Raw genomic sequence first — 25796 nt, 5'->3', positions numbered from 1 at the left:
GATCACCGCCATTTCTTCGTCTCGAAGGCACCCTGCGTCTGCTTCTGCCCCTCGGTCAGCGCGACGAGGTCGGCCATGTCGGGCTGGCGGCCAGCCCGTATGTCGTCCACGGCGGTCCGGAAGGCCGAGACGACGTTGCGCACGTAGCTTTTCGACCGCTGCCGCCCCTCGATCTTGAAGGCGTGCACGCCCGCCTCGATCAGTTCGGGCAGCAGCCGCGACAGGTTCAGACTCACCGGCTCCTCGAAGGCGTAGTAGCCCTCGGAGCGATGCGGCGCGGTGTAGCGCCCCTTGCAGATCGTGGGGTAGCCGGCCTTCTCGTCGGGCGCGAAGCGGTCGATGGTGAAGCCGGCGAGCTGCGAGGACATCGACCCGTCCCCGTGGCGGGTGTAATCCACGTCCGAGGCGGGCGAGCACACGCCGTCCATGTTGGTCGACTGGCCCGTCAGGTAATTTGTGAGGCTGCAGCGCCCCTCGACCATGAGGCCGTGGTTGCCAAAGATGAAGGTCTCGATCTCGCAGGGGATCTCGGTGCGTAGCTGACGGATTTCGGGAATGGTCAGGATGCGGGGCAGGACCACGCGCCTGACGCCGAAATTCTCGCAGTAGTAGCGGATCGCCTCGGGGCTCGAGGCCGCGGCCTGCACCGAAAGATGCAGGCGGACGTCCGGATGGGTGCGCGCGATGTAGTCGGCCACGCCCATGTCGGCGACGATGAAGGCGTCGACGCCCATGCGCGCACCGGCGTCGGCCGCCTGCCGCCAGAGATCGACCTTGCCCGCCGGCGGATAGGTGTTCAGCGCGAGCAGCACCTTCGTGCCATTCGCATGGGCGTAGCCCACCGCCTCGGCCAGCTCCTCGGGGGTGAAGTTCAGTCCTGGAAAATTCCGCGCGTTGGTCGCGTCCTGGAACCCGCAATAGACGGCGTCGGCGCCCGCATCCACGGCGGTGCGCAGCGCGGCCGGCGTACCCGCCGGACAGATCAGTTCGGCAAGGCTCATGCGCTTTCGTGTCCTTTCGCATCGGTGAGATAGGCCCGCCGCAGACGCGCCAGGATCGCCCGGCCGGGCGGGCCGAGCATGGCGGCTGTTTCCTCGGCCAGCGAGCCGTCCATGTCGTCGAGCGCGTTGCGCAGCCGAACGACTGCCTCGGTGTCGCCGGACACCTCCAGATCGCGCGAGAAGAAGGCCGCGTCGCCGTCCTCTTCGGCGTCGATCAGCTCCAGCAGCAGCAGGAACCTGCCGCGGATCGTGGCGCCCGCCCTGGGCGCGGCTTCGCGCGGCACGGCGCGGAAGACCAGCGCCTGAGGGTCTGGGCGCAGGTGCAGGGCGAACGGCAGTTCCAAGGGGTCGATCAGGAAGTCGGTTTCTCGGTGCGGCCCCAGCCGCGCAAAAAGCGATGGATGGCGATCGGCGATCCGGCGGACCACGCGGGACAGGATCGGCTGGACGGCAAGGCAGGCCAGCCGGGCCATCGGCCGCTCGCCCGGCCGTATTGGCGCCGAGGGGGTGGTGGTGATGCTCATGTCCGGTTCCTTCACGTCGTCTCCGCCCTGGTCGCGCGCATGCCGGTCGGGATGCCATCAGGGTCGCGCATGCGCGCCCCTGTCGGGGTCGCGTCGGGTGCGACAGCCGACCGGCACCAGGCTAAAAGCGCGTCCTCGTCCGGCGGCAGGTGGGCGGCCATGTCCCCGGCAAAGCGCTCGAAGGCCGTACGATGGGTGTCGGAGACGCCGATCAGGACCGGCACGCCGCGATCGAGCGCCTCGGCGATCAAGGCGCGGAAGCCGCGCCCCTCGGCTTCGCTCAGGCCGAACTTGTTGAGCAGCACGAGGTCCGCTTCGCCCGCCTGTACGCGCGATGTGACCATCCCGACCGCCACTTCCAGAGCGCCCGCATCCATCCGGCAGGCGCCGGAGCAGGTGCCGAGATCTTGCGTGATCCGCACCAGCGGTCCTTCCGGCAGAAGCCACAGGTCGCTGTCGCAGTGCCCGACCGCCGCTTCGTTCCGGCTCGGGCGCAGCGCGCCCGCCAGCCGGACCCCGTCTTGCGCCAGCCGGTCGGCAACGGCGGCCAAAAGCTTGTCCGTCGCGCCGCGTTCCTGCCCTGTCACGCTCGCAAGCCGCATCATGGTCTCACCTCGATCCGAACCGGGAAAACCGCGTCTCGGTCTCCGGTATGACCTGCGCGGCCGGATAGTCCGGTGAGGGCGGCGGTCCTCGACGACGCATCGGCATCCCCGGCTGGTTCGAGAGCATCCTTCATCTCGTGTCCCTTCCAAGGCTTTCGCCCGGTTCCGCGCGCGCCGCGTCAATTGGTATTTCAAATACGCATATCACCCGCCGAAGGGACTTCAACAGCCAAGTCGGGACCGCGACGTTGCGCCTCAGGTCCTTCACCGATCGACGGCCCGCGGCCTCTTGCGCAGGCTATGCCATTGTCTTCACGGGGGGCTTCGGTACCCTGCCTCGGGCACGAAGAACCGACGGACACATCCCGATGACGGACGACGAGAGCGACGGCGGCACGACACCCTGCTTTGCCCATCTCCTTGTGGACGGGCATCCGGTCGACCCCGAGGCGGCACGGGACGTGGCGCGGTTCCGGCGGGCCGAGCGGGCGCGGCTGCTGGCGGCGCGCACCCTTCCTTCAGAGCGCCGGAAAAAGGAAACGGCCGCCCTCATCGATGGTCTCGACAGGATCATCACCCCAGCGCCCGGGCTGGCCATAGCGGTCTACTGGCCTATCCGGGGCGAGCCGGATCTGCGCGCCTGGATGTCAGCGGCCCATGATGCCGGGTCGCGGGTGCTGCTTCCGGTCATGGTCGAGGAACGGGCGCCTCTGGCCTTTCACACGTGGTCGCCGGACTGCCGGATGTCCCGCGGCTTCTGGAACATTCCCGTGCCGGAAGATGGAGAGGCCGGCGTGCCCGAAATCGTCATCGCGCCCCTCGTGGGGGTGGACGAGGCGCTCTACCGCCTCGGGAACGGAGGCGGCTATTACGACAGGACGCTGGTGCGGATGAAGCCGCGCGTGCGGATCGTCGGCGTCGGGTTCGCGGGGTGTTCGCTTCCGACCATCTTCCCGATGCCCTGGGACGTGCCGATGGATGAGGTGCTTCTGTCGGACGGGACGCATCTGAAACGATAAGGTGGATGCACTGCGCCCGTCAGGTGCTGTGAGCAGTCGGATGCATCCACCCCGCGTTCGCTTTCGAGGCGGGTTCGTATTGCCACGACGGCGCTTTCAGAAAACGATTTCTGCGCTCAGGCGGACGGAACGGCCCGGTTCCCTGAGGGGCACGACCGTGTCGAATTCCTGCCCGTACGTCGCGCGACTGGCATAGGATTCATCGAAAAGGTTGTTGATTTCCGCCCGCAGGGTCAGGTCGCCGATCTTTCCAGGAGAGTATTCCGCGAACGCATTGACGACGGTGTAGCCGGGCAGTTCGGGTCCTTGGCCCCCGGTTGCCGGGTCGTAGGTGTCATCGTAATCGAAGGCCACCTGAGCATCGCCACCGACAAGAATGCCGTTGCCGAGGCGGTGCGCGGTCTGGAATGTCAGGAAATCCCCCATCGGCATCGTCAGGTAGTTGCCGGTGTAGGAATCCGCGTTGCGGCCGTCGACCTCTGTGTCGACGCGGGCAAAGCCGGCGCGGAAGAAGCCGCCGTCCCAGCCCGTCCCGAGACCGAGTTCGAACCCGCGCGTCTCGACGTCGGTGGTCAGGCCCGGTCCGCCGCCGTAGCCTGCCGCGCGCGCGTTGTCGATTTGGGTCGCGAAGACCTTGCCGTCGACCGCCCAGTTCCCGACATCGTAGCTCGCCGCGACGTAGATGTTGTCCGCCGTGGTCTCTTCCAGCCCGTCTTCCGGATAGGTCCAGGCCGGGTTCATGATGTAGTTCTCGGCCAGTTCGAGACCGCCCCAGATGTGGCTGTAGCCGCCGCTGAGCGAAAATCGGTCGGTGATCGAGACTTCGCCGGATATATTGGCTGAAAGACCGGCTTCGGACTGCTTCGAGCCGTCGACCCCCGTGAATTCCTGAAAGTCCGCGCGCAAACCGAAGGACAGCTTCGACATCTCCGTCGGGTTCGTGCGCATCTGCGCGAAGACGCCGAGGTTCTTCAGTTTCTCCCGGGCCTCCTCGTCGAAGGCCGCGTTCGGAAGATAGGTGTAGTCGATCGAGGCGCGGTCGGAATAGAAGTCGACGCCCGCGTTGAGCGTGCCCCACCCCAGGACGAACCGGTTCGAGGCTTCTCCGCTGAAGCTCGTCGTCTCGCCGCGGATCGTCTGCATCGTGCTGAGGGCGCTTTCGTCGTTGAACAACTCGGTCCCGCTATAGGCCAGCCGGATCGTCGGGTCCCAGGTCGCGGTGGGCGCCGTCTTGGTGTAGCTGAAGACGACGTTGGTGCGCTCGAGCTCGTAGGGACGCGTTGCCGGAACGGGCCGGCCGCCGATGATCGTTCCGATGTTTGCCCTGTAGGGCCGTGCCTCGTCGTCAGTGACGCGCTCGTAGGAGAGTTCGAACCGGCTGCCGGTTGCCGTCTGGTAGGCCATCTTGCCCAACCCGCTCAAGACGTCGGTTCCCGATCCGACGATGGTCTCGCCGTCGCCGTCCTCGCGCAGGTCGCCGGTGGCGTATTTCAGGAATCCGAGATACTCGACCCGGCCCCCGGTTCCGTAAAGCGAGACGCTGTTCGACCGGACGTCGCCGTTGGAGTCGTATTCGAACTTGTAGCGTCCGCCGAACGTGTCGCCCGGCGCCAGCAGGTCCGCCGCATCCTTCGTCTCGTAGGCCAGCGCACCGCCAAGCGCGCCGGGGCCGGCATCCGCCGGTGCCACGCCGGGATCGATCCGGACCGCCTTGAGCAGGGCGGGGTCGATCAGCGTCGTGGTGTTGTGGTGGAAGATCTTGTTGTTCTGCCGCGCGCCGTCGATGGAAATGGCGAGGTTGTTCTCCTCAATGCCGTTCACATAGACCTTCTGCGACATCGGGATCGAGCTGCCGACCGCGATCGTCGGCTCGGCAACGAAGAGTTCGGACAGGTCGGCCGGGTTGCTGAGCGCGATCCCGTCGCTGGTTACCGAGATCGTCTCTTCGCCAAGGCCCGGCACGGTCGGATACTCCAGGACGATCGTGCCGAGGAATACTTCGTCGTCCTGATCTTGTGCCAAGGCCGCGACGGGCAACAGCCCAGCCGTCATAGCCGCGAAAATTCCGTATGCTTTCATCCCACGTCCCCCGAGGTCGTTGTTCCGGTTTCGGGTGGCTGGGAAGGGTTCGTCGCTGCCTCGAGCCGCTACCTGACAGAAACACTCAGGCGGCACAAGTGGCCGATGAGTCACGTGGATCGTACGCGCGGCACCGATGAAGCGGATGACGCAGGCCGGATTTGAATGAGGCAGCTTCAACGCAAGTGAATGACCATCCGGCCGCGATCATGCCGGAACCACGACGTCACGCCCGGCCACCCGCTCGATCGTCAGGCCGGTCTCGAACAGGTCGCTCAGCATCGCGCCGGTCATGGTCAGGACGCGCGGTCCCGAGACCACCAGCCGCCCGTCCTTCAGCGCGACGATCCGGTCGGCATAGCGCGCCGCAACCCCAAGGTCGTGCAGGACGATCACCACGCTGCGCCGCGCCGCACCGGGCCGCGTGAGGGCGTGGAGACGGTCCATGATGTCGCGGGCGTGGCGCGGATCGAGCGCGGAAAGCGGCTCGTCCAGCAGCAGCCACGGCGTCTCCTGCGCCCAGGCCATCGCCACGAAGGCGCGTTGCCGCTGCCCGCCCGACAGCGCGTCGAGCTGCCTTTCCGCCAGAGTGGTCAGGTCGAAGGTGTCGAGTGCCTCGGCGATCATCCGGCGGTCGACCTCGCGTGGGCGACCCCTGTGATGCGGCCAGCGGCCGAAGCCCACCAGTTCGCGCACCGTCAGGCGCGCGGTCACCCGCTCGTTCTGCGCCAGCAGCGCAAGGCGGTGGGCGCGTTCCGGCGGCCGCGCGCGGGTGATGTCGACGCCCTCGACCTCGACCCTTCCCCGTGCCGGGGCGATCAGCCCCGCTATGGTGTGCAGCAGCGTGGACTTGCCCGCACCGTTCGGCCCGATCAGCGCGGTGATGCCGCCCTGGCCGAAGGCAAGCGACACGTCAGACAGGATTCGGCTGCCGGATTTCTCGACCGATACGTCGTCCAGTCGGATCATGAGCGGGACCTCCGAAGCACGAGGAAGAGGAACAGCAGGCCGCCGAGGAACTCGACGATCACCGTCAGCGTGGATTGCAGGCCCAGCAGACGCTCGAACACGAACTGCCCCGAGACGAGGATGATCGCCCCGATCAGCGCCGCGCCGGGCAGCAGCAGCGCGTGGCGCCAGGTGGGCAGGATCGCGTGGGCCAGGCTGGCCGCGAGAAGCCCGAGGAACGTTATCGGCCCGACAAGCGCCATCGAGACCGCGACCAACAGTGCCACCACCCCGAGGGCGGCAAAGATGACGCGGTCGAAGTCCAGCCCCAGCGACAGCGCCGTGCCGCGTCCCAGCGCCGCCACATCCAGAAGCCGCGCAAGGCGCAGCGCCGCCACGACGCTCAGCGCCAGGACGGCTGCCGCGATCGCCAGCTGCGCCCGGTCGACGGCGCCGAAGGTCGCGAAACTGGCTTGCTGGACGATGGCGAATTCCGACGGGTCGAGCAGCCGTTGCGCCAGCCCGGCCAGCCCGCGCAACAGCACGCCGAGGATCACGCCGGTGAGCACGAGGCGCAGGATGTCGTCGGACCCCTTGCGCAGCAAGGCGCCGAACAGGGCCAGCGCCGCGACGACAAGGACCAGCGTTTCCAGCCCGAACTGTGCCAGCACCGGCAGCGTCGCGAAGCCGGCAGCCCCCAGGGTCAGGACCAGCATGGTCTGGATGAACACGAACAGCGCGTCAAAACCGACAATCCCCGGCGTGAGCAGCCGGTTCGCGGCCACCGTCTGGAACAGCACCGTCGCGGTGCCGATGGCCGCCCCGACGATGCACAGCGACGCAAGCTTCACCAGCCGCAGGGACAGGATGAATCCCATCGGCGCGCGCAGGTTCCACAGGATGAACAGCGCGGATACGCCCGCCAGAGCCAGCGCCAGCAGGATCAGCCTACGCTCAGCCATGCGCGCGCCTCGGGGTCGCATGAAGCAGCCACAGGAACAGCGCGGCGCCGAGGACGGCGAACACCGTGCCCGCGGGGATCTCGTAGGGGTAGCGGATCAGCCGGCCGATGATGTCGCAGCCAAGCACGAGGGACCCGCCCAGCCACGCCACCAGCGGAAGGTTGCGACGCAGGTTGTCGCCGCGCCAGCGCGAGACCACGTTCGGCACCACCAGGCCCACGAACGGGATCGAGCCGACGCTGACCACCACGACCGACACGATCACCGCCACCAGCACCAGCCCCGTCAGCAGCGTCTGGCGGTAGTTCAGGCCAAGGCTGCGCACCGCGTCCTCGCCCAGGCCGAGCAGCGTGATCCGGTCGGCGACCAGCCATAGCAGCACTGCGATGCCGGCGACCAGCCAGAGCAGTTCGTAGCGGCCGCGCAGCACGCCCGAGAACTCGCCGCTCTGCCAGACGCCGATGTACTGCACCAGGTTCGTGGTCCAGGCGAGCCACAGCACCGCCGCGCCGACGATGCCGCCATAGATCAGCCCGACCAGCGGCAGCAGCACCGGGTCGCTCCGCGGGACGTGGCGCGCCAGCCACAGGAAACCCAGCGTGCCGATCAGCGCTGTTCCCGCCGCCACCGACATCTTGATCATCAGCGCCGCGCCGGGCGCCACCAGCGTCACCGCCAGCAGACCCAGCATCGCGGATTCCGGCGTGCCTACCAGCCCCGGCTCGACCAGCCGGTTCTGAACGCTCATCTGAACGACGACCCCCGCCAGCGCCAGTCCCGCCCCCGCCAGCAGGGCCGCGAAGGTGCGCGGCAGGCGGCTGACCGCCAGCACCATCTGCCCGTCGAGATCGCCGCCGAACAGATCGACGACCCCCACAAGGCAACTCGCCCCCACGAGGAGGGCGAGCGTCAGCGCAGCGTACAGTCCGGTTCTCACGCGCCCGGTCTACTCGGCGTCCGAACCCAGTGCCGATGTGATTTCCTCGATGGTGCCCATCATCGACTGGATGCCGCCGCCGGCAAGGTAGAGGCGCGCGGAATCGAGATAGACGATCTGGTCGGTCTCGCCTGCCGTGGTGCCCGCGACCAGCGGGTTGTCCAGCGTCACGGCCGCGGCCTCGCCCTCCTGGCCGATGGCGGCGCCCCGGTCGACGACGAAGATCCAGTCGGGGTCGACATCCGCGATGAACTCGAACGACACCGCCTCGCCGTGGGTTTCGGCGGAAAGATCGGGGTAGGCCTCGGGCAGGCCGAGCGCGGTGTGCAGCCAACCGAACCGCGAGTCGTCTCCGTAGGCCGACACCTTGCCCCCGTTGGTCAGCAGGATCAGCGCGTCGCCCTTGCCCTCGGCAGCCGATTGCGCGTCGGCCATTGCTGCGTCCAGATCCGCCAGAAGGGCGTCTGCCCGCTCCTCGCGGTCGAAGATCTTGCCGTATGCCGTGACGCGCGCCCGGCCCTGCGCGACCAGGTCATCGCCCCAGATCGTCATGTCGATGGTCGGCGCGACCTGCGAAAGCGGCTTGACCTGCGTCTGCGACCGGCCTCCCGCGACGATCAGGTCGGGCGCCATGACCGCCAGCGCCTCGAAGTCAGGCTCGAAGAGCGTGCCCACTGTCTCGGCGGCGGCCAGCGTATCGGCCAGGTAGGCCGGGGGCGCGATGTCCGGGACGCCGTCGACGGTCACGCCGAGGGCGCTCAGTGTGTCGATCGCCGCGAGGTCCAGCGCGACGACGGTTTCAGGCGCGGCCGGCACCGTCGCGGGCCCGGCCGCGGTCTCGATCTCGACGCTTTGGGCGAAAGCGGCGGCTGGAATAGCGGCAAGCGCCAGCGTGGTGACGGTGAGCTTCATGGTGGTGTCCCTCTGCGATGGCCTGTGACTCGACATAGCCGACAAATTTTGTCAGACGTTTACCCGATGAAAACAGTCGGGACAATCGGAATGGCAGAAACATTGACGGACGAAGGCCGCTTCGAGACGCCGAACGCCAGCCGCTATCTTCAACAGCTGTGCAAGCACTTCGGGCACAAGACCGAGGTGCAGTTCGACGCCGTGTCGGGGCGGGTCGTCCTGGGGGCAGGCGTGGCGACCATGGCGGCGACCGAGGACGCGCTCGTCGTCACGCTGGCGGCGGACAGCGCCGAGGCGCTGGAACAGGCGCGCCACGTCATCGACAGCCATCTCGAACGCTTCGCGTTCAGAGAGAAGTTCAAGACCATGGAATGGGGCCGGCCCGTGGCGTGACGGCCCACCCTGCACCTTGGAGGGACCGGCCGAATTCGCACCGCGAGTATCGAACGGGCGGCTGTGCGGCCGACGAACCGAGCCTTTCAGCGGAACAGGCTCGGATCTGACAACCGACCGGAGCAACACAGGGCCCGGGATCGGCTGATTACATCTGCCGGTGGCCTCCCTGCAAGTCGCTCCCGGCCGTCGAATGCAGCCATCGATCCCGGCCCGAAACGCTGCGCTTCACTTACCCGTTCGCAGCCTGCCGACGATCCCCGTGGGAAAGAAGTAGACGCTCAGCACGAACAGGATGCCCAGCCACATCAGCCACCGGTTCGGGTCCAGAAGCTGCGGGATCAGCGGCAGCCCTTGGGTCAGACCCGCGCCCGCACCCATCAGCGTCTGAAGGTAGTTCTGCGCCAGCACGAAGATCACGGCGCCCAGCACCGCACCGTACATCGTGCCCATGCCGCCGATCACGACCATCAGCAGGACGTCGAGCATGATCTCGAAGCTAAGCGTCGTGTCGGGGCCGACGTAGCGCAGCCAGATCGCGTAGAGGCTGCCGGCGAAGGCCGCCATCGCGGCGGACAGGCAGCTTGCCGCGGTCCGGTAGGCGACGACCCGGTAGCCGATCGCTTCGGCGCGGAAATCATTCTCGCGGATCGCCTCGAGGACGGTGCCGAAGGGCGAGTTCACGATGCGCAGCAGCACGAGGAACAACGCAAGGCAGGTGAAGAACACGAGGTAGTAGTTAAGGATGCGCCCGTTGATCCTCACCCCGAAGACCTCGCCCAGGCGGAAGGCGGGGGTCAGTTCGCGGGGGATCTGGTATGTCAGCCCGTCCTCTCCGCCGGTCAGCTGGAACAGCTGGCTGACCAGCACGGCCACGGCCGAGGCGACCGCCAGCGTGATCATCGCGAAGAAGATCGCCCGGACGCGCAGCGAGAAGAGTCCGATGACGAAGGCCACCACCGCCGCCGCAAGCGCCCCGGCGAGCGTCCCGACCAGAAGCGCGTCCCAGCCGCGCTCCATGTGGATGCTTGCCAGGGCCACGCCGTACGCGCCGAAGCCGAAGAACATCGTATGCGCGAAGCTCACGATCCCGGTATAGCCGAGCAGCAGGTCGTAGGACGCCACGAGCAGGATGAAGACGCAGATCCTTGCCGCCGTGTCGAGCGGGCGCACGCCGGGAAAGAGGAACGGCGCCAGGGCCAGGCAGACCAGCACGACCAGCAACAGGATCGTCAGGATGGTTGAACGCGGCCTGTCGCCCGATATGAGGTTCACCAGCATGTCATTTCGCCTTCACGACGGGCATCATGCCTTGCGGCCGCCAGAGCAGGATCGCGGTCATCAGCCCGATATTCGAGATGAGCGCGACCTTCGGCTCGAGGAAGGCCACGTAGTTCTGCAGCAGCCCGACCAGCAGCGCGCCGATGAACGCGCCTTCGATCGAGCCCAGGCCGCCGATGATGACGACGATGAAGATCAGGATCATCATGTTCTCGCCCATGCCGGCGGTGATGACCTGCTCGTAGAGCGCCCACATCACGCCGCCCAGCCCGGCAAGCGCCGAGCCGGCGATGAAAACGCCGATGAAGACAAGCTTCAGGCGGTAGCCCAGCGCCTCGACCATCTCGCCGTTCTGCACGCCGGCGCGCACGATCAGCCCGATCTTGGTGCGCCGCAGCACCAGCCGCATCGCGACGAAGATCGCAAGGCCCACGACGACGGCGAGGATGCGGTACCGCTCCAGCGCCGAGGCGCCGAAGGTGATCGAGCCGCGCAGCGCCTCGGGGCGGTTGAGATAGATCTCCTCGGCGCCCCAGATCACGTGGATCGCCTGTTCCAGCACGATCAGGCCGCCGACGGTGACCAGGATCTGCTTGAGGTGCGAGCCGTAGACCGGCCGCACGATGACCCGCTCGAACGCCCAGCCGATGACCCCGGTGAAGACCATCGCCGCCAGGATCGCCAGCAGCACCGCGGCGACGTTGAGCACCAGCGACGGCGCGTCGGTCCAGGCCGACAGCCAGAACAGCACGCTCACGCCCATGAAGGCGCCAAGCGAGATGAACGCGCCGTGGCCGAAATTGATCACGTCCATCAGCCCGAAGACCAGCGTCAGCCCCGAGGCCATGATGAAGATCATCATCCCCATGGCCAGCCCCGAGACGGTCAGCGTCAACCAGCTCGACGGTGCGCCGATGGCGAGAAAGCCGATGACGACCAGTACCGGAACCAGCAGGTACGGCGCGGCCAGCGACAGCCGGTCCGTCAGCGAAAGCCGCGAGAAGGTGGGCGAGTGGTCGGGTGCCGCGGACATCAATGCGCCTCCACGCTCAGGCCCATCAGGCGTTCCTGAAGGGCAGGGTCGGCCGACAGTTCGGCCATCGCGCCGGCCCAGACGACGGCGCCGTCATCCATGACCGCCGCCCGGTCGCCGAGCGCGCGGGCGACGGACAGGTTCTGCTCCACCATGAGGATCGAGGCCCCCTGCGCCTTCAACTCGCGCAGCGCGCCGACCATGGTCGACACGATCGCGGGGGCAAGCCCCTTGGTCGGCTCGTCGATCAGGTAAAGCCGCCGTTCCTCGGCCATGGCGCGGGCGATCGACAGCATCTGCTTCTGCCCGCCCGACAGGTTGCCGGCCTCGGACCGCCAGAAGGTCCGCAGCGGCGGGAAGGCTGCGAAAAGCCAGTCGCGGCGCGCGGGATCCAGAGGGCCGGACCTCGTGGCGAGGATCATGTTCTCCTCGACCGTGAGGTCCGAGAAGATGCCCATGTCCTCGGGCACGAAGCCTATGCCCAGTGCCGCGCGGCTCGACACCGGCACCGGCGCCATGTCCTGCCCTTCCAGGAGGATGCGGCCAGCCTTGGCGCGCCACAGGCCCATGATCGTGCGCAGCGTCGTGGTCTTGCCGACGCCGTTGCGCCCCAAGAGCATCGTCACCTGTCCGCGCGGCACATCGAGGGTCACGCCCTTGAGGATATGATAGCGCCCGATATCGGTCACCACGCCGTCGAGCTGGAGGATCGGCTCAGACATTCTCGATCTCCTTGCCCATGTAGGCCTCCTGCACGACGTCCGAGGCGATGACCTCGGCCGGTTCCCCGTCCGCGGCGAGCGCGCCGTTGTGCAGCACGATGATCCGGTCGGCGAGCGTGCGGATCACGTCCATCTTGTGCTCGACCAGAAGGATCGTCCGGTCGGTCTCGCGCTTGAGCTCGGCGATCAGGTCGAGCACGACGGGCGCCTCGTCGACGCTCATCCCGGCGGTGGGTTCGTCGAACATGAAGACCAGCGGGTCGAGCGCGATCAGCATCGCGACCTCCAGCTTGCGCTGGTTGCCGTGGCTCAGCTCGGAAACCAGCTGGTCGCGCAGACGGTCGAGGCGCACGCGCTCCAGCACCGCCCGGGCGGCGGAGGTGACGTCGGTCTGGGCCGAGGCCATCGAGAACAGGCTGAACCCCCGGCGCTGGCGGGCCTGCATCACGAGGCGCACGTTCTCCAGCACCGACAGCGCGGGAAACAGGTTCGTCAGCTGGAAGGCGCGCCCGACGCCACGGTGGCACCGCGCGGCCACGCCGAGGCGCGTCACGTTCTCGCCCTTGAGGCGGACGACGCCCTGCGTCGCCGCGATCTGCCCGGAAATCAGGTTGAAATACGTCGTCTTGCCCGCGCCGTTCGGGCCCACGATGGCCGTCAGTTCGCCGGCGCGGAAGGCGCAGCTGACCTTGTCGACCGCCACATGCCCGCCGAAGCGGACGGACAGGTCGACCGTTTCGAGAAGTGTCTGTGTCATGGGCTGTCCCGCCGCGAAGGCCCGGCGCCGCGTTGCGCGACGCCGGGCATATCGGTCACTGGTTGCGGATCGGGATGTCCATGTCCTCGATGCCGAGCTCGCGCACGAGAACCGGCACGCCGTAATCCACGCCTTCGCGGACCTCGGTGCGGAAGTGGTACATCGACTGCAGCGCCTGGTGGTCTTCGGGGCGGAAGGTCATCGTGCCCTTCGGCGTCTCCCAGGACATGCCCTCCATCGCCTCGATCAGCGCCTCGGTGTCATCGGCGCCGCCCGCGGCACGGATCGCCTCGACCACGGCGATGCCCGCGGCCATGCCGCCCGCGGTGAAGAAGTCCGGCGGGCTGTCGTAACGCTCCTGGTGCGTCTCGACCAGCCAGTCGTTCACCGCGTTGTCGGGGATCTCGTGATAGTAATAGGTCGCGCCCTCCAGCCCCGGCAGTTCACGATAGGCCACCAGCGCGGGCAGGATGTTGCCGCCGGTCGCGATCTCGATGTCGAAGCGCGACGGATCCATCGCGTTGATCTGGCCCATCGGGTTGCCGCCGCCGGCCCAGATGATGAACAGAAGCTTCCGCTCCGCCTCGACGTCGCCCATCGCGTTGAAGATGCGCTCGGCCGCGGCGGTGAAGTCGGTCGTCTCGGTCGGCACGTATTCCTCGTGCGCGATGGTGGCCCCGGTCTCCTCCAGCGCCTCGCGGAAGGCGGCCACGCCGTCGCGTCCGAAGGCGTAGTCCTGCGCAAGCGTCGCCACCGCCACGCCCTCGCCGCCCAGCGCCACCGCGTTGGCGATCGCGTCCTGGGACGAGTTGCGCCCGGTGCGGAAGATGTAGCGGTTCCAGTTCTCGCCGGTGATCGAATCGGCCACGGCGGGCTCGACGATCAGGATGCGCTCGTATTCCTCGGCCACGGGCAGCATGGCCAGCGCCACGCCCGAGCTGACGGGCCCGACGGCGATCTGCACGTCGTCGTCGCCGTAGGCCTCGGCCAACAGCGAACGGCCCCGCGCCGGGTCGAGCTGCGTGTCGTATTCGAGGACGGTAATCGGCTCGCCGTCGATCTCCATCGTGCCTTCGGTGGCATATTCTAGGCCGAGCATCAGGCCCGTGTGGCTCTGCGCGGCATAGGCCTCCAGCGGTCCGGTCTGGCCATAGACATGGCCGATGCGGATCTCCGCCTGCGCCGCGCCGGTCGCCACGACCGATGCAAGCGTCGCTGCAAACAACGTCTTCATTCGTAATCCCTCCCTGTCCGACGCACGCCACCGGGAATATTGCATCTTCTCGCTCGTGCGTCCGCCGGACAAGCTTACAGAGGCGTCCGGCGCGGCGCACCCGCTCTCGGGCTGGCTGATGACGTGACGTTACGGCAGTGTGCGGGTGGACCTTGGTCAGGAATCCGCACGGCGAGGCGCGTTCAGGCGTTGTCCGGGGCGCGGCAGCGTGATCCTCGGGCAGGTCTCGATGGGCCTGTCAGGGCTGTTGCCCGTGGCGGCTTGTCCCGTTGATGGCGCGACGCGGCCCTCGGTCGGGTCCGCCGAGGCCGCGCGTCACGCGACCTCGCGCCAGAATGCCGGGGCCATGAGGACGAAGACCGTCAGCATCTCGAGCCGACCGATGTACATGCCGAAGGAGAGCAGCCATTTCGCGCCGTCGGGCAGCGAGGCGAAACTGCCGGCCGGGCCGATGATCTCTCCGACGCCGGGACCGACATTGGCCACGGCCGTCAGCGCGCCGGACAGCGACGTGGTCATGTCCAGGCCGAACAGGCTCAGCGCGATGGCCAGAACGACCACCGATGCGAAATAGAAGACGAAGAAGGTTATGACGCCGCTCATGACGTCCTGGGCGACGGAGCGCCCCTCGTACCGGATCGGGAGAACGCCATGTGGTTGGCGGATGCGCTTGATCTGGGCCCTGGCGCTGCGCATGAACACGATCCACCGCATCATCTTGGCGCCCCCCGAGGTGGAGCCCGTGCAGCCGCCCATTGCCGTCAGACAGACGAAGACCGCGACGGCGAAGGGCCCCCAGGCGGTGTAGTCGGTGGTGGCGTAGCCGGTCGTCGTCACGACGGAGACGACGTTGAAGGCCACGAGGCGCAGCGTCTCGAAAACGGGCGAGCCTGCCGTGATGACGCGCCAGGCGGTCATGACCAGGATGACCACCGCCAGCGTGACGATCAGCGCCTGGACCTGCTCGCTGCGCACGGCGCCGCGGTTGAGGACGCGGATATACCAGGCGAAGGGCAGCGCACCCGCCAGCATGAACAGCGTCGCCATCCACTGGAGATAGGCGCTGTCGAACAGGCCGAACGAGGAATCCGACGTCGAATACCCGCCGGTCGCGACGGTGGTGAACGCGTGGGCGATCGCCTCGAAGGTGTTCATGCCGCCGGCGATGTAGGCCAGGATGCAGACGAAGGTTAGGACCAGATAGATCCAGATCGTCGCCGAGGCGAAGCGGGCAGCGCTGGCCAGCTGCTTTTCGCCCTTCTCCGAACTCTCGGTCCGGAACAGCTGCATGCCGCCGACCCGCATGATGGGCAGCAGCGCGATGCCCGCGACGATGAAGCCGATCCCGCCGATCCACTGAAGCAACGCGCGCCACAGCAGGATCCCGCGCTCGGTCGCGTCGAGGCCGACCATCACGGTCGAGCCGGTGGTGGTGATGCCCGACATCGCCTCGAAGAACGCGTCGGCTGGCGACATCTCCCAAAGCCAGAGGGGCAAGGCCCCGGCGATGGCGGCCGTGATCCACGTGCTGCCGGTCAGCAGGAACGAGTGCAGGCGGCTCATCTCGCCGAGCCGGTTCGCGGTGCTGATGCAGACCAGCCCGCCGACCGTCGTCGTCAGCAGCGCGGCCTCGAGGAATACCATCCGGGTCATGGGGAACAGCAGTGCGTTCACCGCCATCAGGATGCCCATGCCCACCAGCAGAAGACCGTTTGTGAAGACAACGAACGTCATCGTCGTTCAGGCCTTTCGGAAACGGTCGCGGCTGAGTAGAGGTCCGGAACGGCCTTTTCGCGTCGCCGAACATCGCGCGGCGCTGCCGGAAGAAGCTGCGGAGAGACGGGCTGTCCGTAGAATGGTGGGTCCCCAGCCTGTCTGGAAGGCCATCCGCTGGATCACGACGCGGACCGGAAGCGAAGCGAGCGGCCAGTTAAGCGCGAATTCCGGTTGAGTCAAGGTGAGGTCAGGTTTCGCCGTTCCCCGTTCGGTTGACCCTTGGAGGGACCTCAAGGCGAACATCCCCTGCACCATGAACCGTCCTGCGCGCTTGATCAGGCCCGCGTCTCGGTCAAGTCTCCGCCCAGGGCGGGACGCCCGGTTTCGCAGGCAAGAGAGGTGCGGCCAGATGATAAACGAGTTCAAGGACTTCATCGCCAAGGGCAACGTCATGGACCTGGCGGTGGGGATCATCATCGGCGCGGCGTTCACCGCGATCGTCAATTCGCTGGTGGGCGACCTGATCAACCCGTTCATAGCGCTGTTCACCGGCGGCATCGACTTCTCGGGCTGGTTCTACGTGCTGGGCGAGGGCGAGTTCGCCTCGATCGCCGAGGCGTCCGAGGCGGGCGTTCCTGTCTTCGCCATCGGCAACTTCCTGATGGCCTGCGTGAATTTCTTCATCATTGCCATCGTGGTCTTCCTGCTGGTCAAGGCGGTGAACCGCATCAAGTCGGTGGCCGACCGGCCCGACGACGTCGCGCCCGAAGTGCATACCGGGCCGTCCCAGCTGGACGTTCTGCTCGAGATCCGCGACGCCCTCCAGCGCGGCGGGCCGGGCGGGCCGACCCAGCCCTGAGCGGGCCTTCACCCGGCGGACGCGATCGGATACCCGCGAGGCGGGCCTGAAGACGGGAGAACGCTGATGCTGCCTTGGATCGAGTTGGCCTCCGCCGTGGCGCCAGGTGGCGGCATGCTGCGGCTGCTGCGCCGGGGCGAGGAATTCTCGATCCGTCTCGGCGACGGGAACGAGTTGATGAACAGCCGGCTGAGCGGCTCGGAGGAGGCGCTGGCGACGCTGGCGCTGGAACGCGCCGGCGCGCGGGCGGCGCCCGTGGTGCTGATCGGCGGGCTGGGCATGGGGTTCACGCTGCGGGCGGCGCAGGCGGTCGCGCCGGCGGATGCGCGGCTGATCGTGTCCGAGATCGTGCCCGAGTTGATCGCCTGGGCGTCGGGCCCGATGCAGCCGGTGTTCGGCGATTGCCTGTCGGACCGCCGCGTCGAGATCCGGCAGGGCGACGTGGGCGACGAGATCCGCGCCGCTTCGGGTGGGTTCGACGCGATCCTTCTGGACGTGGACAACGGTCCCGACGGGCTGACGCGCGACGACAACGACGGCCTTTACGGCGAGGCGGGGCTGCGCGCGGCGCGCCGGGCGCTGCGGCCGGGCGGCGTTCTGGCGGTGTGGTCGGCGCACCGAGACGCGGGTTTCACGAAGCGTCTGTCGCGTGCCGGGTTCGTCGCCGAGGCGCATGCCGTGCGCGCCGGCCGCAAGCGCGGCGCCCGGCACACGATCTGGACCGCCCGAAGGCCCCACGATCGGTCGGCGGTGCAAGTTCGGTAGCCGCCGAAGTTCCGCGCCGGGTCGGTGTCCCTTCGAAGACCGGCGTGGCCTCGGCTTCTTCCTCTTCCGGCGTCACGGTAGTCTTGCCGCTGGTCGCGTTCGGCCGTGCCCGCTGTCCGCCCGTTGTTGCCTTCGCGTGATGCGCGGTTCGGCCTTCGGCGAGATCACCCGTTCCGCTGCGGGTGCGGTGCCGGCCCCGGTATTGCCCGCGCCGCCGGGCGGGCGGCCGAGCCACGCGCCCCAGGCGGGCAGGTGAAACCCTGTCTCGTCGGCGTTGCAGCCGAAGCCGTGCCCGTCGAGAGCCTCACCGCTGACCGCGTGGCCAAGATCGACGTGGGGCCGTCGTGGCCGAGGTTGAAGGGACGCGCCGCGCAGGCAAGTGAGGGCAGCCAGCGCCAGCACGGCGGGATCTGGGTTGTCCTCCCAGCCGCAGCGAGTGGGCGCGCGCGTAGAGTCGTGGTTGTCCATTGCCCAGCAGTCGTCGTCGGCATGGCCCAGCTTCTCGACGGACGCGCGCAGCAGGCCAGCATCCAGCGTTTCGGCAAATGCGCCCTCGACTTTCGGTCGAGAACGGGGCCGGGCGCGGGCGGTTTCGCTGAATGCCGGCGGAAGACCGCCTGCGTTCGCTCAGCGAATCGTATCGCGCGATGGCCGATCGTACTGTAACACTGTACGCAGCCACAAAAAGTCGACTGGCCATCTGGACTTGGCCGTCCGCGAATGCGACGGCGCGGGGCGGCCACTGGGGGACCAACGTGTCGGAAGACCTTCGAGACCTGAACCTGGATCTGGACAGCGACCAGTTCATGCGGCGCTTGCTGCGCGATCTGTCCGGCACGCTCGAGGGCGTGGTCGGTCTGGATGCCGCCGAAGGCTATGTCAGCACCGTCGGCAGCCTGATGGGCCGCTGGATCGACCGATCCTACCGCGAGGCGCTGGGCACACGGGCGCTGGATGCCGAGCAGGTGGCGCAGGTTTGCGTCGACCTCAAGCGGCGGATCAACGGCGATTTCCACCTGATCTCGGCGGACGAGACGAAGCTCGTCTTCGGCAACAGCCGCTGTCCGTTCGGAGCGATGGTCGAGGGGCGGCCGTCGCTGTGCATGATGACATCGAACGTGTTCGGACGGATCGCGGCGGACAATCTGGGTTATGCCCGGGTCGAGCTTTCGGAAACCATCGCGCGCGGGGACGCGGGATGCCGCGTGGTGGTCTGGCTGGAGCCCGGTCGCGAAGGCGCCGACACGCGCGAATACTATCGCCTTCCCGACCGGCCGCCGGAAGCGGGTGGCGACCGGGAATGATGAGCGATCGCGTAGCGGGGCTTGCTCTCGCCGATCATCCGGTGCCCACGCTCGTCACGAGCCTCGGGGGCGAGATACGCTATGCGAACAAGGCCGCGCTGTCGGCGCTCGGGCTTGGCGAACTGGACCCGTGCCATCCACCGTTGCTGGACGAGTGGGCGACGCTGCGTGGCACCGATTTGGGCGAGATGCTGGCGATGGCCGCGGCGTCGTCGAACTGGCTGCCATTGCGGCTGCAGCGGGGGGAGGACACCCTGCACCTGCGCGCGCGCGGGCTGCCCGCGGGCGACGGTGCCCGGCCGGCGGTGCTGATGACGGCGGCGGCCAACGCGACGGCGGACTTCCGGACGCATTCGCAGCAGATCCGCAAGCTCAACGAGCAGCTGGCCCTGCACCGGCGCACCGAGGCCAAGCTGAAGGCGTCGGTCGAGGCTTCCGAGATCCTCAAGCGCGAGCTTGTCCACCGGGTGAAGAACAACCTGTCGATCATGTCGGCCCTGTTGCGGACCGAGGCCCGCTCGGCGCAGGACGGCGCGATCTCGGCCGCGCTGCTCGAGGCGTCGGGACGGATCATGTCGATCTCGGTCGTGCACGAAATTCTGGACGAGGCGGGCCACGCGGACGAGATCGACCTTAAGACGGTGCTGACGCTGTTAGTGGACCGGGTCCGCGAATCGATCTGCCCGGCGCATGTCACGCTTCGGGCGCAGGTCTGCCCGGTCAGCGCCAACATCAACAAGGCGCTGCCGGTCGCGCTGCTGGTCAACGAACTGATCACCAACGCGATCAAGCACGCCTTCGAGGGCCGGGCGGCGGGACGGATCGACGTGACGCTGCGCCGGCGCCCGGGGGGCTGCCGGTTGCAGGTCTCGGACGATGGCATCGGCATGCTGCCCGACGCGCACGGCGTACAGCGCCGCCCGCGCATCGTCACCGCGCTGGCCGACCAGCTCGGGGCCGAGCGCACCTGCGTCGTCGAGGGGGGGACGGAGTGGACGATCGACTTCTCGCTCTAGGTGTGCGCCGGGTCGGACGCGCAGGTTATCCCTTCCCGCACGGGGGCCAAGCCTGTATCTGAACAGCCGTGCTTCGGGGGCGGAAGATGACGGAAATCGTGAAAACTCAGGTCTGTATCATCGGTGCCGGGCCGGCCGGTCTGCTGCTGTCGCAGCTTCTGGCCAATGCGGGGATCGACACCGTCGTGCTGGACCGCCGCGACCGCGCCTATATCGAGGGGCGCATTCGCGCGGGCGTGCTGGAGCGGGGCACGGTCGCGGCGCTGGAAGACGCCGGCGTCGCCGACCGGCTGCACCGCGAGGGACTGCCCCATGACGGCTTCGACCTGGCCTTCGACGGCGAAAGGCACCGCATCGACCTGAAGGCCCTGACCGGCAAGTCGGTCATGGTCTACGGCCAGACCGAGGTGACCAGGGACCTGTTCGATCGGCGCTTCGCCGAAGCCCAGCGCTTCTTCTTCAACGTCGACAACGTGACGCCGGACGATCTGACATCGGACGCGCCGCGGGTGCACTTCCGCCACGAGGGCCGCGACGTGACGGTGGAATGCGACTATGTCGCCGGCTGCGACGGCTTCCACGGCGTGTCGCGCAAGGCGATCCCCGACGCGGTGCTGCGCACCTACGAACGCGTCTACCCGTTCGGCTGGCTGGGCATCATGGTAGACCGGCCTCCCGTCAGCCACGAGTTGATCTACGCCAACCACGCGCGCGGCTTCGCGCTCGCCTCGATGCGGTCGAAGACGCGCAGCCGCTACTATGTGCAGTGCGATCTGACCGACCGGGTCGAGGACTGGTCCGACGACCGCTTCTGGGAGGAGCTTTCGGTGCGGTTGGGCGTCGAGACGGCGGCGCGGCTGGAGACCGGCCCGTCCTTCGAGAAGAGCATCGCGCCGCTGCGCTCCTTCGTGGCCGAGCCGATGCGCCACGGCGCGCTGTTCCTGGCCGGCGACGCGGCGCATATCGTGCCGCCGGCGGGCGCCAAGGGGCTGAACCTGGCGGTGGCCGACGTGCGTCTGCTGGCGCGCGCGCTGACGGCGCACTACCGCGACGGGAACGACAGTCACTTGGACACATACTCGGAAGCCGCGCTGCGCCGCGTCTGGAAGGTCGAGCGGTTCTCGTGGCAGCTGTCCACGCTGATGCACCAGTTCCCGGAGAACTCGCCCTTCGAGAAACGCATGCAGCGGGCCGAGTTCGACTATCTTGCAGGGTCCGAGGCCGCGTCCCGCTCGATTGCCGAGAATTACGTGGGACTGCCGCTGGAATAGCGGCTGGCGGTCGGGCGCTTTGCGTCTCGGGCGTGAAAAAGCGCTCGCGACGGATGACGGCGCGGTGATAACGGGTGACACATGGCCGAGGCGCGTTACCTTTGCGTCAAGCAAGGATTCGCAATGGCCATTCTGAAGCAGATCATTCTCTCGGCGGTCGTCATCGCCGCCGCCCTGTTCCTGTGGATCACCTTTGTACCTTCTTCGGGTCCGTGGCTTGAACGCGCGGGCCTGGCGGATCTGCTGGGGGTCGAGGCGGCCCAACCACAAGGCGGCGAAGGCGGTCGCGGCGGCTGGGGCGGCGGCGGTGCCGCGCGGGTCGTCGTGGCAGAGGTGACCGAGGGCGCGGTCGACGACCGGATCGAGGCTATCGGCGACGGCCAAGCGCTGCGCGCCGTCACGCTGCGCACCGAGGTCAGCGGCCAGATCGTCGAGCTTCCGGTTGCCGGCGGCACCTACGTCGAAGAAGGCGCATTGATCCTGCGGCTCGATTCCGAAGCCGAGCGCATCGCGCTGGAACGTGCGCGGCTGATGCTGGACGAGGCCAGAGACGACGCCGAACGGCTGGAGCAGCTGGCCGACGCCGGCACCGTCAGTGGTGTGCGCCAGCGCGAGGCACGTCTGGCGTTGCGCACTGCCGAACTGGAAGTGCAGCAGGCGGAGTATGACCTTGGCCGCCGCACGCTGCGCGCGCCCATCGCGGGCTGGAACGGCGTGCTGGATCTGGAACAGGGCGACCGGGTGCCGGCGCAGGCCGAGATCGGCACGATCACCGACCGCTCGGCCATCCTGATCGATTTCCGCGTGCCCGAAAGCGCGGTCAGCCGGATCGACGTCGGCACGCCGCTGACCGCGCGGCCGTTGGGAATCCCGGACCTTGTTCTCGATGGTCGGATCGCTGCCATCGACAATGTCGTCGACCGCTCGAGCCGCACTCTGCGGGTGCAGGGCCGCGTCGCCAACGAGAACGACCGGCTGCGCGCCGGCATGGCCTTCAAGGTGCAGCTTCGCTTTTCCGGACAGGCGCTGCCGGCGATCGATCCGCTGGCCGTCCAATGGTCGAGCCAAGGCTCGTACGTATGGGTGGTGCGCGATGGCAAGGCGCAGCGGGTTGACGTGACGATCCGCCAGCGCAACGCCGACAGCGTGGTGGTCGAGGCTGCGTTGGAACCGGGCGACCCGGTGGTGATCGAGGGTGTGCAAAGCCTGCGTCCCGGCGCCGATGTCGAGGTGGTCGAGGGCAGCGCCGCGACCGGGCAGGCCGCTCTGGACGGGCCGGCGCGGCTGTGAGGAACGTGCATGAGCACCGATGACAGCAAGGCCATCGGCGGATCGAGCACCGCGCTGTTCGTCCGCCGGCCGATCCTGGCGCTGGTGATCAGCGCGCTGCTGATCCTGTCGGGCATCGCGGCGCTGTTTGGCGTCGAAATCCGCGAACTGCCCAGCGTCGACAGCCCCGTGGTGACGGTGCGCACGGATTTCCCCGGCGCCTCGCCCGAAAGCGTCGACCAAGAGATCACCGGCCGGATCGAGGGCGCGGTGGGCCGGGTGTCGGGCATCCGCGCGATCTCGTCCTCGTCGCGGTTCGGGTCCAGCCGGGTGACGCTGGAGTTTCAGGAGAACGTGGACATCGACGTCGCCGCCACCGACACGCGCGACGCGGTGGCGCGGGTCGCGGGTCAATTGCCCGAGGGCGCCGAGGCGCCCAGCGTCGTCAAGGCCGACGACGACGCGCAGCCGGTGGTGCGGATCGCCGTGACCTCTCCGGGGCGCTCGCCGCAGGAGCTGACGCGGCTGGTGCGTGACCGGGTCGAGGACAGGCTGATCTCTGTCGAGGGCGTGGCCGACCTGCAGGTCTATGGCGACCGCGAGCCGATCTTCCGCGTCGACATCGACATGGCCGCGCTGGCCGCACGGGGGTTGACGCTGGCCGACCTGCGCCGCGCTCTGTCGGACGTGGCCTACGATGCGCCCGCGGGCGACCTGTCGGGCGGGCGGCAGTCGATCAACGTGCGCACGACCGCCACGGTGGCGAACCCGGATGCGTTCGAACGCCTGACCGTCGCGCCGGACGTGCAGGTGGGCGACGTGGCCACGGTCACGCTGGGCCCCGCCCCGGATGAGACGATCCTGCGCGCAAACGGCCAGACTGGCATCGGGCTGGGCGTGATCCGGCAGGCCACGTCGAACACGCTCGAAATCTCGCGCGATGTGGGCGCGGTGGTGGAAAGCCTGCAGGCCACGCTGCCCGACGACGTGTCGATCTTCGTCACCTCCGACGACGCGATCTTCATCAACGGGGCGATCGAGGAGGTGCTCAAGACGCTGGCAATGGCGGTGGGGATCGTCGTGGTCGTGATCTTCGTCTTCCTGCGCGACGCGCGGGCGACGCTGGTGCCGGCGCTGACCATGCCGGTGGCGCTGATCGGCACGCTGGCGGCGATCTATCTGGTGGGGTTCTCGGTCAACATCCTGACGCTGCTGGCGCTGGTGCTGGCGACCGGCATGGTCGTGGACGACGCCATCGTGGTGCTGGAGAACATCGTGCGCCGCCGCACCGACGGGATGGGACCGCGCGCCGCCGCCGTTCTGGGCACGCGGCAAGTGTTCTTCGCGGTCGTCACCACCACGGCGACGCTGGCGGCGGTCTTCGTGCCGCTGTCCTTCCTGCCGGGGCAGGCGGGCGGGTTGTTCCGCGAATTCGGCTTTACACTGGCGATGGCGGTGGGCCTGTCGTCGGTGGTGGCGCTGACGCTGTGCCCGGTGCTGGCCAGCCGCCTGCTGACGGCGGAGCCGAACCCCGACCCGCGCGGCCCTTTGGTCTGGCTGGGCAACCGCTTGGCTGCGCTCTACGCCGCGACGCTGCGCGCTGCGCTGGCGCTGCCGATAGTCGTGGTCGTCGCCGCTGCGCTGTTTGCGCTGACCGCGGCGATGATGTTCGGCGGCATCCGGCAAGAACTGACCCCGCGCGAGGACCGCGCCGTCGCGCTGCTGATCGTCAACGCGCCGCAGGGCGTGTCGCTGGACTACACCACAGCGAAGATGCGCGAGATCGAGGCCATCGCAGACCCGCTGCGCGAAAGCGGCGAGGTGACGAACGTGTTCTCGATCACCGGCTTCGGGTCAAACAGCCGCGGCTTCATGGTGTTCAGCCTGGCGCCTTGGGACGAGCGTGAGCGGTCGCAGAACGAGATCGTCGGCGACATCAACGCCGGCCTCTCGCAGATCGTGGGCGTGCGCGCCTTCGCGATCCAGCCGAACTCGCTGGGCATCCGCGGGGCCGGGCGCGGGCTCAGCTTCGCGATATCCGGCAGCAGCTACACGCAGCTGGCCGACGTGGCCGACGACCTGATCGCCCGAATGCAGGAGAATCCGGCCTTCGGCTCGGTCCGGTTGGACTACGAGACGACGCAGCCGCAGCTGTTCGTCGAGATCGACCGCACCCGCTCCTCGGACCTCGGGATCGAGATCACCGGCCTGGGCGAGGCGCTGCGCGCGGTGCTGGACGGGCGCACGGTCGGGTCGGTCTTCATCGACGACGAAAGCTACGACATCCAGATGCTGTCGACCTCGGACCCCGTAGACGATCCGGGCGACCTGGCCAACGTCTTCGTGCAGGCGCAGGACGGGACCATGGTGCCGATGTCCAGCTTCGTGTCGCTGACCGAACGCGCGGTCGCGCCTGAACTGGGCCGCGAGGGGCAGAACCGCGCGGTCGAGATCACCGCGTCGCTGACGCCGGACTTCGCGCTGGGCGACGCGCTGGCCGAGGTGCGCCGGCTGGGTGACGAGGTGCTGGCCGACGACAACCGCATCGTGCCGCTGGCCGAGGCGGCAACGCTGGAGCAGACCGGCGCGGGCCTGATCGTGACCTTCGGATTCGCCATCGCTGTGGTGCTGCTGGTGCTGGCGGCGCAGTTCGAAAGCGTCGTCTCGGCGCTGATCGTGATGGCGACGGTGCCGCTGGGTCTGGCCTGCGCGATCTTCGCGCTGGTCCTGACGGGGCTGAGCCTGAACGTCTACAGCCAGATCGGGCTGGTCATGCTGATCGGGATCATGGCCAAGAACGGCATCCTGATCGTCGAGTTCGCCAACCAGTTGCGCGACCAGGGGGCATCCGTGCGCGAGGCGATCCTTGAGGCCTCGACGGTGCGCCTGCGGCCGGTGATGATGACGATGGTGTCGACCGTGCTGGGTGGGGTGCCGCTGATCTTGTCGGCGGGCGCTGGCGCCGAAGCGCGCGAGGCGCTTGGCTGGGTGATCGTCGGCGGGTTGGGGCTGGCGACGCTGTCGACGCTGTACCTGACGCCGGTTGCCTACCTGCTGCTGGCGGGCCTGTCCAAGCCCCGCGCCGAGGAAGAGCGCCGGCTGGTGCGTGAACTGGACAGCGCGCTGGCGTCGCGTGCGCCCGCCGAAGGCGACGCGCCGGCCTGAGGCCTAGGCCGCGGCTGCGGATCT

Annotated in this window: 24 protein-coding genes; 9 read left to right on the top strand and 15 right to left on the bottom strand. The window is 68.1% G+C overall.

The window, feature by feature from the left end; all coding sequences use genetic code 11:
• Nucleotides 1-2 precede the first annotated feature (2 nt).
• From ubiU to BLW27_RS00925, 3 genes are read right to left on the bottom strand one after another with little or no spacing between them, the layout of a single operon-like run.
• Nucleotides 3-1001 carry a ubiquinone anaerobic biosynthesis protein UbiU gene (gene ubiU / locus BLW27_RS00935; protein ID WP_089877833.1) on the bottom strand — a complete coding sequence of 333 codons (999 nt, stop codon included), beginning with the start codon at nucleotides 999-1001 and terminating at the stop codon, nucleotides 3-5.
• On the bottom strand, nucleotides 998-1525 hold the full coding sequence (ubiT, locus tag BLW27_RS00930) for a ubiquinone anaerobic biosynthesis accessory factor UbiT (RefSeq protein ID WP_245710728.1): 528 nt from the start codon (nucleotides 1523-1525) through the stop codon (nucleotides 998-1000). Before ubiT ends, ubiU begins: the two co-directional genes overlap by 4 nt.
• An 11-nt stretch (nucleotides 1526-1536) precedes the next feature.
• Nucleotides 1537-2130 carry a DUF2478 domain-containing protein gene (locus tag BLW27_RS00925; protein ID WP_245710727.1) on the bottom strand — a complete coding sequence of 198 codons (594 nt, stop codon included), beginning with the start codon at nucleotides 2128-2130 and terminating at the stop codon, nucleotides 1537-1539.
• A 368-nt stretch (nucleotides 2131-2498) separates the two neighbouring features.
• Between BLW27_RS00925 and BLW27_RS00920 the strand changes: the two genes are divergently transcribed.
• On the top strand, nucleotides 2499-3149 hold the full coding sequence (locus BLW27_RS00920) for a 5-formyltetrahydrofolate cyclo-ligase (RefSeq protein WP_089877831.1): 651 nt from the start codon (nucleotides 2499-2501) through the stop codon (nucleotides 3147-3149).
• A gap of 96 nt (nucleotides 3150-3245) precedes the next feature.
• On the opposite strand, the gene BLW27_RS00915 is transcribed toward BLW27_RS00920, so the two are convergent.
• The 5 genes from BLW27_RS00915 to BLW27_RS00895 all read right to left on the bottom strand — a co-directional run bounded on the left by BLW27_RS00915 (nucleotide 3246) and on the right by BLW27_RS00895 (nucleotide 8987).
• A complete protein-coding gene (locus BLW27_RS00915; RefSeq protein WP_089877828.1) occupies nucleotides 3246-5228 on the bottom strand; it encodes a TonB-dependent receptor domain-containing protein in 1983 nt (660 codons plus the stop codon).
• A 207-nt stretch (nucleotides 5229-5435) separates the two neighbouring features.
• Nucleotides 5436-6197, bottom strand: a complete 762-nt coding sequence (locus BLW27_RS00910; RefSeq protein WP_089877826.1) for an ATP-binding cassette domain-containing protein — start codon at nucleotides 6195-6197, stop codon at nucleotides 5436-5438.
• Nucleotides 6194-7138: an iron chelate uptake ABC transporter family permease subunit gene (locus BLW27_RS00905; RefSeq protein WP_089877823.1), complete on the bottom strand. Its 945-nt coding sequence runs from the start codon at nucleotides 7136-7138 to the stop codon at nucleotides 6194-6196. The genes BLW27_RS00910 and BLW27_RS00905 overlap by 4 nt, the downstream gene beginning before the upstream one ends.
• Nucleotides 7131-8075, bottom strand: a complete 945-nt coding sequence (locus BLW27_RS00900; RefSeq protein ID WP_089877820.1) for an ABC transporter permease — start codon at nucleotides 8073-8075, stop codon at nucleotides 7131-7133. Before BLW27_RS00900 ends, BLW27_RS00905 begins: the two co-directional genes overlap by 8 nt.
• Before the next feature lie 9 nt (nucleotides 8076-8084).
• Entirely contained in the window at nucleotides 8085-8987 is a 903-nt protein-coding gene (locus tag BLW27_RS00895) for a siderophore ABC transporter substrate-binding protein (RefSeq protein WP_089877817.1), read from the bottom strand.
• A 90-nt stretch (nucleotides 8988-9077) separates the two neighbouring features.
• Here BLW27_RS00895 and BLW27_RS00890 point away from each other — a divergent pair, with 90 nt between their 5' ends.
• The gene (locus BLW27_RS00890; protein WP_089877816.1) at nucleotides 9078-9380 is read left to right on the top strand and encodes a DUF2218 domain-containing protein; all 303 of its coding nucleotides are present in this window, start codon (nucleotides 9078-9080) and stop codon (nucleotides 9378-9380) included.
• 228 nt (nucleotides 9381-9608) lie between these two features.
• Here BLW27_RS00890 and BLW27_RS00885 read toward each other — a convergent pair whose 3' ends face one another.
• The 6 genes from BLW27_RS00885 to BLW27_RS00860 form a co-directional block, all read right to left on the bottom strand.
• Complete coding sequence (locus tag BLW27_RS00885; protein WP_089877813.1) at nucleotides 9609-10661, bottom strand: branched-chain amino acid ABC transporter permease; 1053 nt, start codon at nucleotides 10659-10661, stop codon at nucleotides 9609-9611.
• A gap of 1 nt (nucleotide 10662) precedes the next feature.
• Nucleotides 10663-11694 carry a branched-chain amino acid ABC transporter permease gene (locus BLW27_RS00880; protein WP_089877810.1) on the bottom strand — a complete coding sequence of 344 codons (1032 nt, stop codon included), beginning with the start codon at nucleotides 11692-11694 and terminating at the stop codon, nucleotides 10663-10665.
• Entirely contained in the window at nucleotides 11694-12416 is a 723-nt protein-coding gene (locus BLW27_RS00875) for an ABC transporter ATP-binding protein (protein ID WP_089877807.1), read from the bottom strand. The genes BLW27_RS00880 and BLW27_RS00875 overlap by 1 nt, the downstream gene beginning before the upstream one ends.
• Nucleotides 12409-13173, bottom strand: coding sequence for an ABC transporter ATP-binding protein (locus BLW27_RS00870; RefSeq protein ID WP_089877804.1), 765 nt, complete (start codon nucleotides 13171-13173; stop codon nucleotides 12409-12411). Before BLW27_RS00870 ends, BLW27_RS00875 begins: the two co-directional genes overlap by 8 nt.
• A gap of 55 nt (nucleotides 13174-13228) precedes the next feature.
• A complete protein-coding gene (locus BLW27_RS00865) occupies nucleotides 13229-14407 on the bottom strand; it encodes a substrate-binding domain-containing protein (protein ID WP_089877802.1) in 1179 nt (392 codons plus the stop codon).
• A gap of 315 nt (nucleotides 14408-14722) precedes the next feature.
• A complete protein-coding gene (locus BLW27_RS00860; RefSeq protein ID WP_089877799.1) occupies nucleotides 14723-16141 on the bottom strand; it encodes a TrkH family potassium uptake protein in 1419 nt (472 codons plus the stop codon).
• A 391-nt stretch (nucleotides 16142-16532) separates the two neighbouring features.
• Here BLW27_RS00860 and mscL point away from each other — a divergent pair, with 391 nt between their 5' ends.
• Together mscL and BLW27_RS00850 are read left to right on the top strand one after the other, a co-directional pair.
• Nucleotides 16533-16982, top strand: coding sequence for a large conductance mechanosensitive channel protein MscL (mscL, locus tag BLW27_RS00855; RefSeq protein WP_089877796.1), 450 nt, complete (start codon nucleotides 16533-16535; stop codon nucleotides 16980-16982).
• 66 nt (nucleotides 16983-17048) lie between these two features.
• Entirely contained in the window at nucleotides 17049-17747 is a 699-nt protein-coding gene (locus BLW27_RS00850) for a polyamine aminopropyltransferase (RefSeq protein WP_089877794.1), read from the top strand.
• A 72-nt stretch (nucleotides 17748-17819) separates the two neighbouring features.
• On the opposite strand, the gene BLW27_RS20570 is transcribed toward BLW27_RS00850, so the two are convergent.
• On the bottom strand, nucleotides 17820-18215 hold the full coding sequence (locus BLW27_RS20570; protein ID WP_143042189.1) for a hypothetical protein: 396 nt from the start codon (nucleotides 18213-18215) through the stop codon (nucleotides 17820-17822).
• Between the two features lie 287 nt (nucleotides 18216-18502).
• Between BLW27_RS20570 and BLW27_RS00845 the strand changes: the two genes are divergently transcribed.
• From BLW27_RS00845 to BLW27_RS00825, 5 genes are all read left to right on the top strand, one after another.
• Nucleotides 18503-19051, top strand: a complete 549-nt coding sequence (locus BLW27_RS00845; protein WP_089877791.1) for a methanogen output domain 1-containing protein — start codon at nucleotides 18503-18505, stop codon at nucleotides 19049-19051.
• Nucleotides 19051-20067 (top strand): histidine kinase dimerization/phosphoacceptor domain -containing protein, encoded by a 1017-nt coding sequence (locus BLW27_RS00840; protein ID WP_177177788.1) that lies wholly within the window; start codon nucleotides 19051-19053, stop codon nucleotides 20065-20067. The genes BLW27_RS00845 and BLW27_RS00840 overlap by 1 nt, the downstream gene beginning before the upstream one ends.
• An 86-nt stretch (nucleotides 20068-20153) precedes the next feature.
• Complete coding sequence (pobA, locus tag BLW27_RS00835) at nucleotides 20154-21338, top strand: 4-hydroxybenzoate 3-monooxygenase (RefSeq protein WP_089877785.1); 1185 nt, start codon at nucleotides 20154-20156, stop codon at nucleotides 21336-21338.
• Between the two features lie 123 nt (nucleotides 21339-21461).
• Nucleotides 21462-22628, top strand: coding sequence for an efflux RND transporter periplasmic adaptor subunit (locus BLW27_RS00830; protein ID WP_089877782.1), 1167 nt, complete (start codon nucleotides 21462-21464; stop codon nucleotides 22626-22628).
• Nucleotides 22629-22637: 9 nt separating this feature from the next.
• Nucleotides 22638-25772 (top strand): efflux RND transporter permease subunit, encoded by a 3135-nt coding sequence (locus BLW27_RS00825; RefSeq protein ID WP_089877780.1) that lies wholly within the window; start codon nucleotides 22638-22640, stop codon nucleotides 25770-25772.
• Nucleotides 25773-25796 lie beyond the last annotated feature (24 nt).

It is taken from the genome of Citreimonas salinaria (assembly GCF_900107235.1).
Classification (GTDB): domain Bacteria; phylum Pseudomonadota; class Alphaproteobacteria; order Rhodobacterales; family Rhodobacteraceae; genus Citreimonas; species Citreimonas salinaria.
The sequence above is the reverse complement of the archived record's forward strand: the minus strand, read 5'-3'. Positions and strand labels throughout refer to the sequence as shown.

What these genes read in the sequence shown, in the direction of transcription:
- ubiU (WP_089877833.1), bottom strand. Translation starts at nt 1,001, where the DNA reads ATGAGCCTTGCCGAACTGATCTGTCCGGCGGGTACGCCGGCCGCGCTG.
- ubiT (WP_245710728.1), bottom strand. Translation starts at nt 1,525, where the DNA reads ATGAGCATCACCACCACCCCCTCGGCGCCAATACGGCCGGGCGAGCGG.
- BLW27_RS00925 (WP_245710727.1), bottom strand. Translation starts at nt 2,130, where the DNA reads ATGATGCGGCTTGCGAGCGTGACAGGGCAGGAACGCGGCGCGACGGAC.
- BLW27_RS00920 (WP_089877831.1), top strand. Translation starts at nt 2,499, where the DNA reads ATGACGGACGACGAGAGCGACGGCGGCACGACACCCTGCTTTGCCCAT.
- BLW27_RS00915 (WP_089877828.1), bottom strand. Translation starts at nt 5,228, where the DNA reads ATGAAAGCATACGGAATTTTCGCGGCTATGACGGCTGGGCTGTTGCCC.
- BLW27_RS00910 (WP_089877826.1), bottom strand. Translation starts at nt 6,197, where the DNA reads ATGATCCGACTGGACGACGTATCGGTCGAGAAATCCGGCAGCCGAATC.
- BLW27_RS00905 (WP_089877823.1), bottom strand. Translation starts at nt 7,138, where the DNA reads ATGGCTGAGCGTAGGCTGATCCTGCTGGCGCTGGCTCTGGCGGGCGTA.
- BLW27_RS00895 (WP_089877817.1), bottom strand. Translation starts at nt 8,987, where the DNA reads ATGAAGCTCACCGTCACCACGCTGGCGCTTGCCGCTATTCCAGCCGCC.
- BLW27_RS00890 (WP_089877816.1), top strand. Translation starts at nt 9,078, where the DNA reads ATGGCAGAAACATTGACGGACGAAGGCCGCTTCGAGACGCCGAACGCC.
- BLW27_RS00885 (WP_089877813.1), bottom strand. Translation starts at nt 10,661, where the DNA reads ATGCTGGTGAACCTCATATCGGGCGACAGGCCGCGTTCAACCATCCTG.
- BLW27_RS00880 (WP_089877810.1), bottom strand. Translation starts at nt 11,694, where the DNA reads ATGTCCGCGGCACCCGACCACTCGCCCACCTTCTCGCGGCTTTCGCTG.
- BLW27_RS00875 (WP_089877807.1), bottom strand. Translation starts at nt 12,416, where the DNA reads ATGTCTGAGCCGATCCTCCAGCTCGACGGCGTGGTGACCGATATCGGG.
- BLW27_RS00870 (WP_089877804.1), bottom strand. Translation starts at nt 13,173, where the DNA reads ATGACACAGACACTTCTCGAAACGGTCGACCTGTCCGTCCGCTTCGGC.
- BLW27_RS00865 (WP_089877802.1), bottom strand. Translation starts at nt 14,407, where the DNA reads ATGAAGACGTTGTTTGCAGCGACGCTTGCATCGGTCGTGGCGACCGGC.
- BLW27_RS00860 (WP_089877799.1), bottom strand. Translation starts at nt 16,141, where the DNA reads ATGACGTTCGTTGTCTTCACAAACGGTCTTCTGCTGGTGGGCATGGGC.
- mscL (WP_089877796.1), top strand. Translation starts at nt 16,533, where the DNA reads ATGATAAACGAGTTCAAGGACTTCATCGCCAAGGGCAACGTCATGGAC.
- BLW27_RS00850 (WP_089877794.1), top strand. Translation starts at nt 17,049, where the DNA reads ATGCTGCCTTGGATCGAGTTGGCCTCCGCCGTGGCGCCAGGTGGCGGC.
- BLW27_RS20570 (WP_143042189.1), bottom strand. Translation starts at nt 18,215, where the DNA reads ATGGACAACCACGACTCTACGCGCGCGCCCACTCGCTGCGGCTGGGAG.
- BLW27_RS00840 (WP_177177788.1), top strand. Translation starts at nt 19,051, where the DNA reads ATGAGCGATCGCGTAGCGGGGCTTGCTCTCGCCGATCATCCGGTGCCC.
- pobA (WP_089877785.1), top strand. Translation starts at nt 20,154, where the DNA reads ATGACGGAAATCGTGAAAACTCAGGTCTGTATCATCGGTGCCGGGCCG.
- BLW27_RS00830 (WP_089877782.1), top strand. Translation starts at nt 21,462, where the DNA reads ATGGCCATTCTGAAGCAGATCATTCTCTCGGCGGTCGTCATCGCCGCC.
- BLW27_RS00825 (WP_089877780.1), top strand. Translation starts at nt 22,638, where the DNA reads ATGAGCACCGATGACAGCAAGGCCATCGGCGGATCGAGCACCGCGCTG.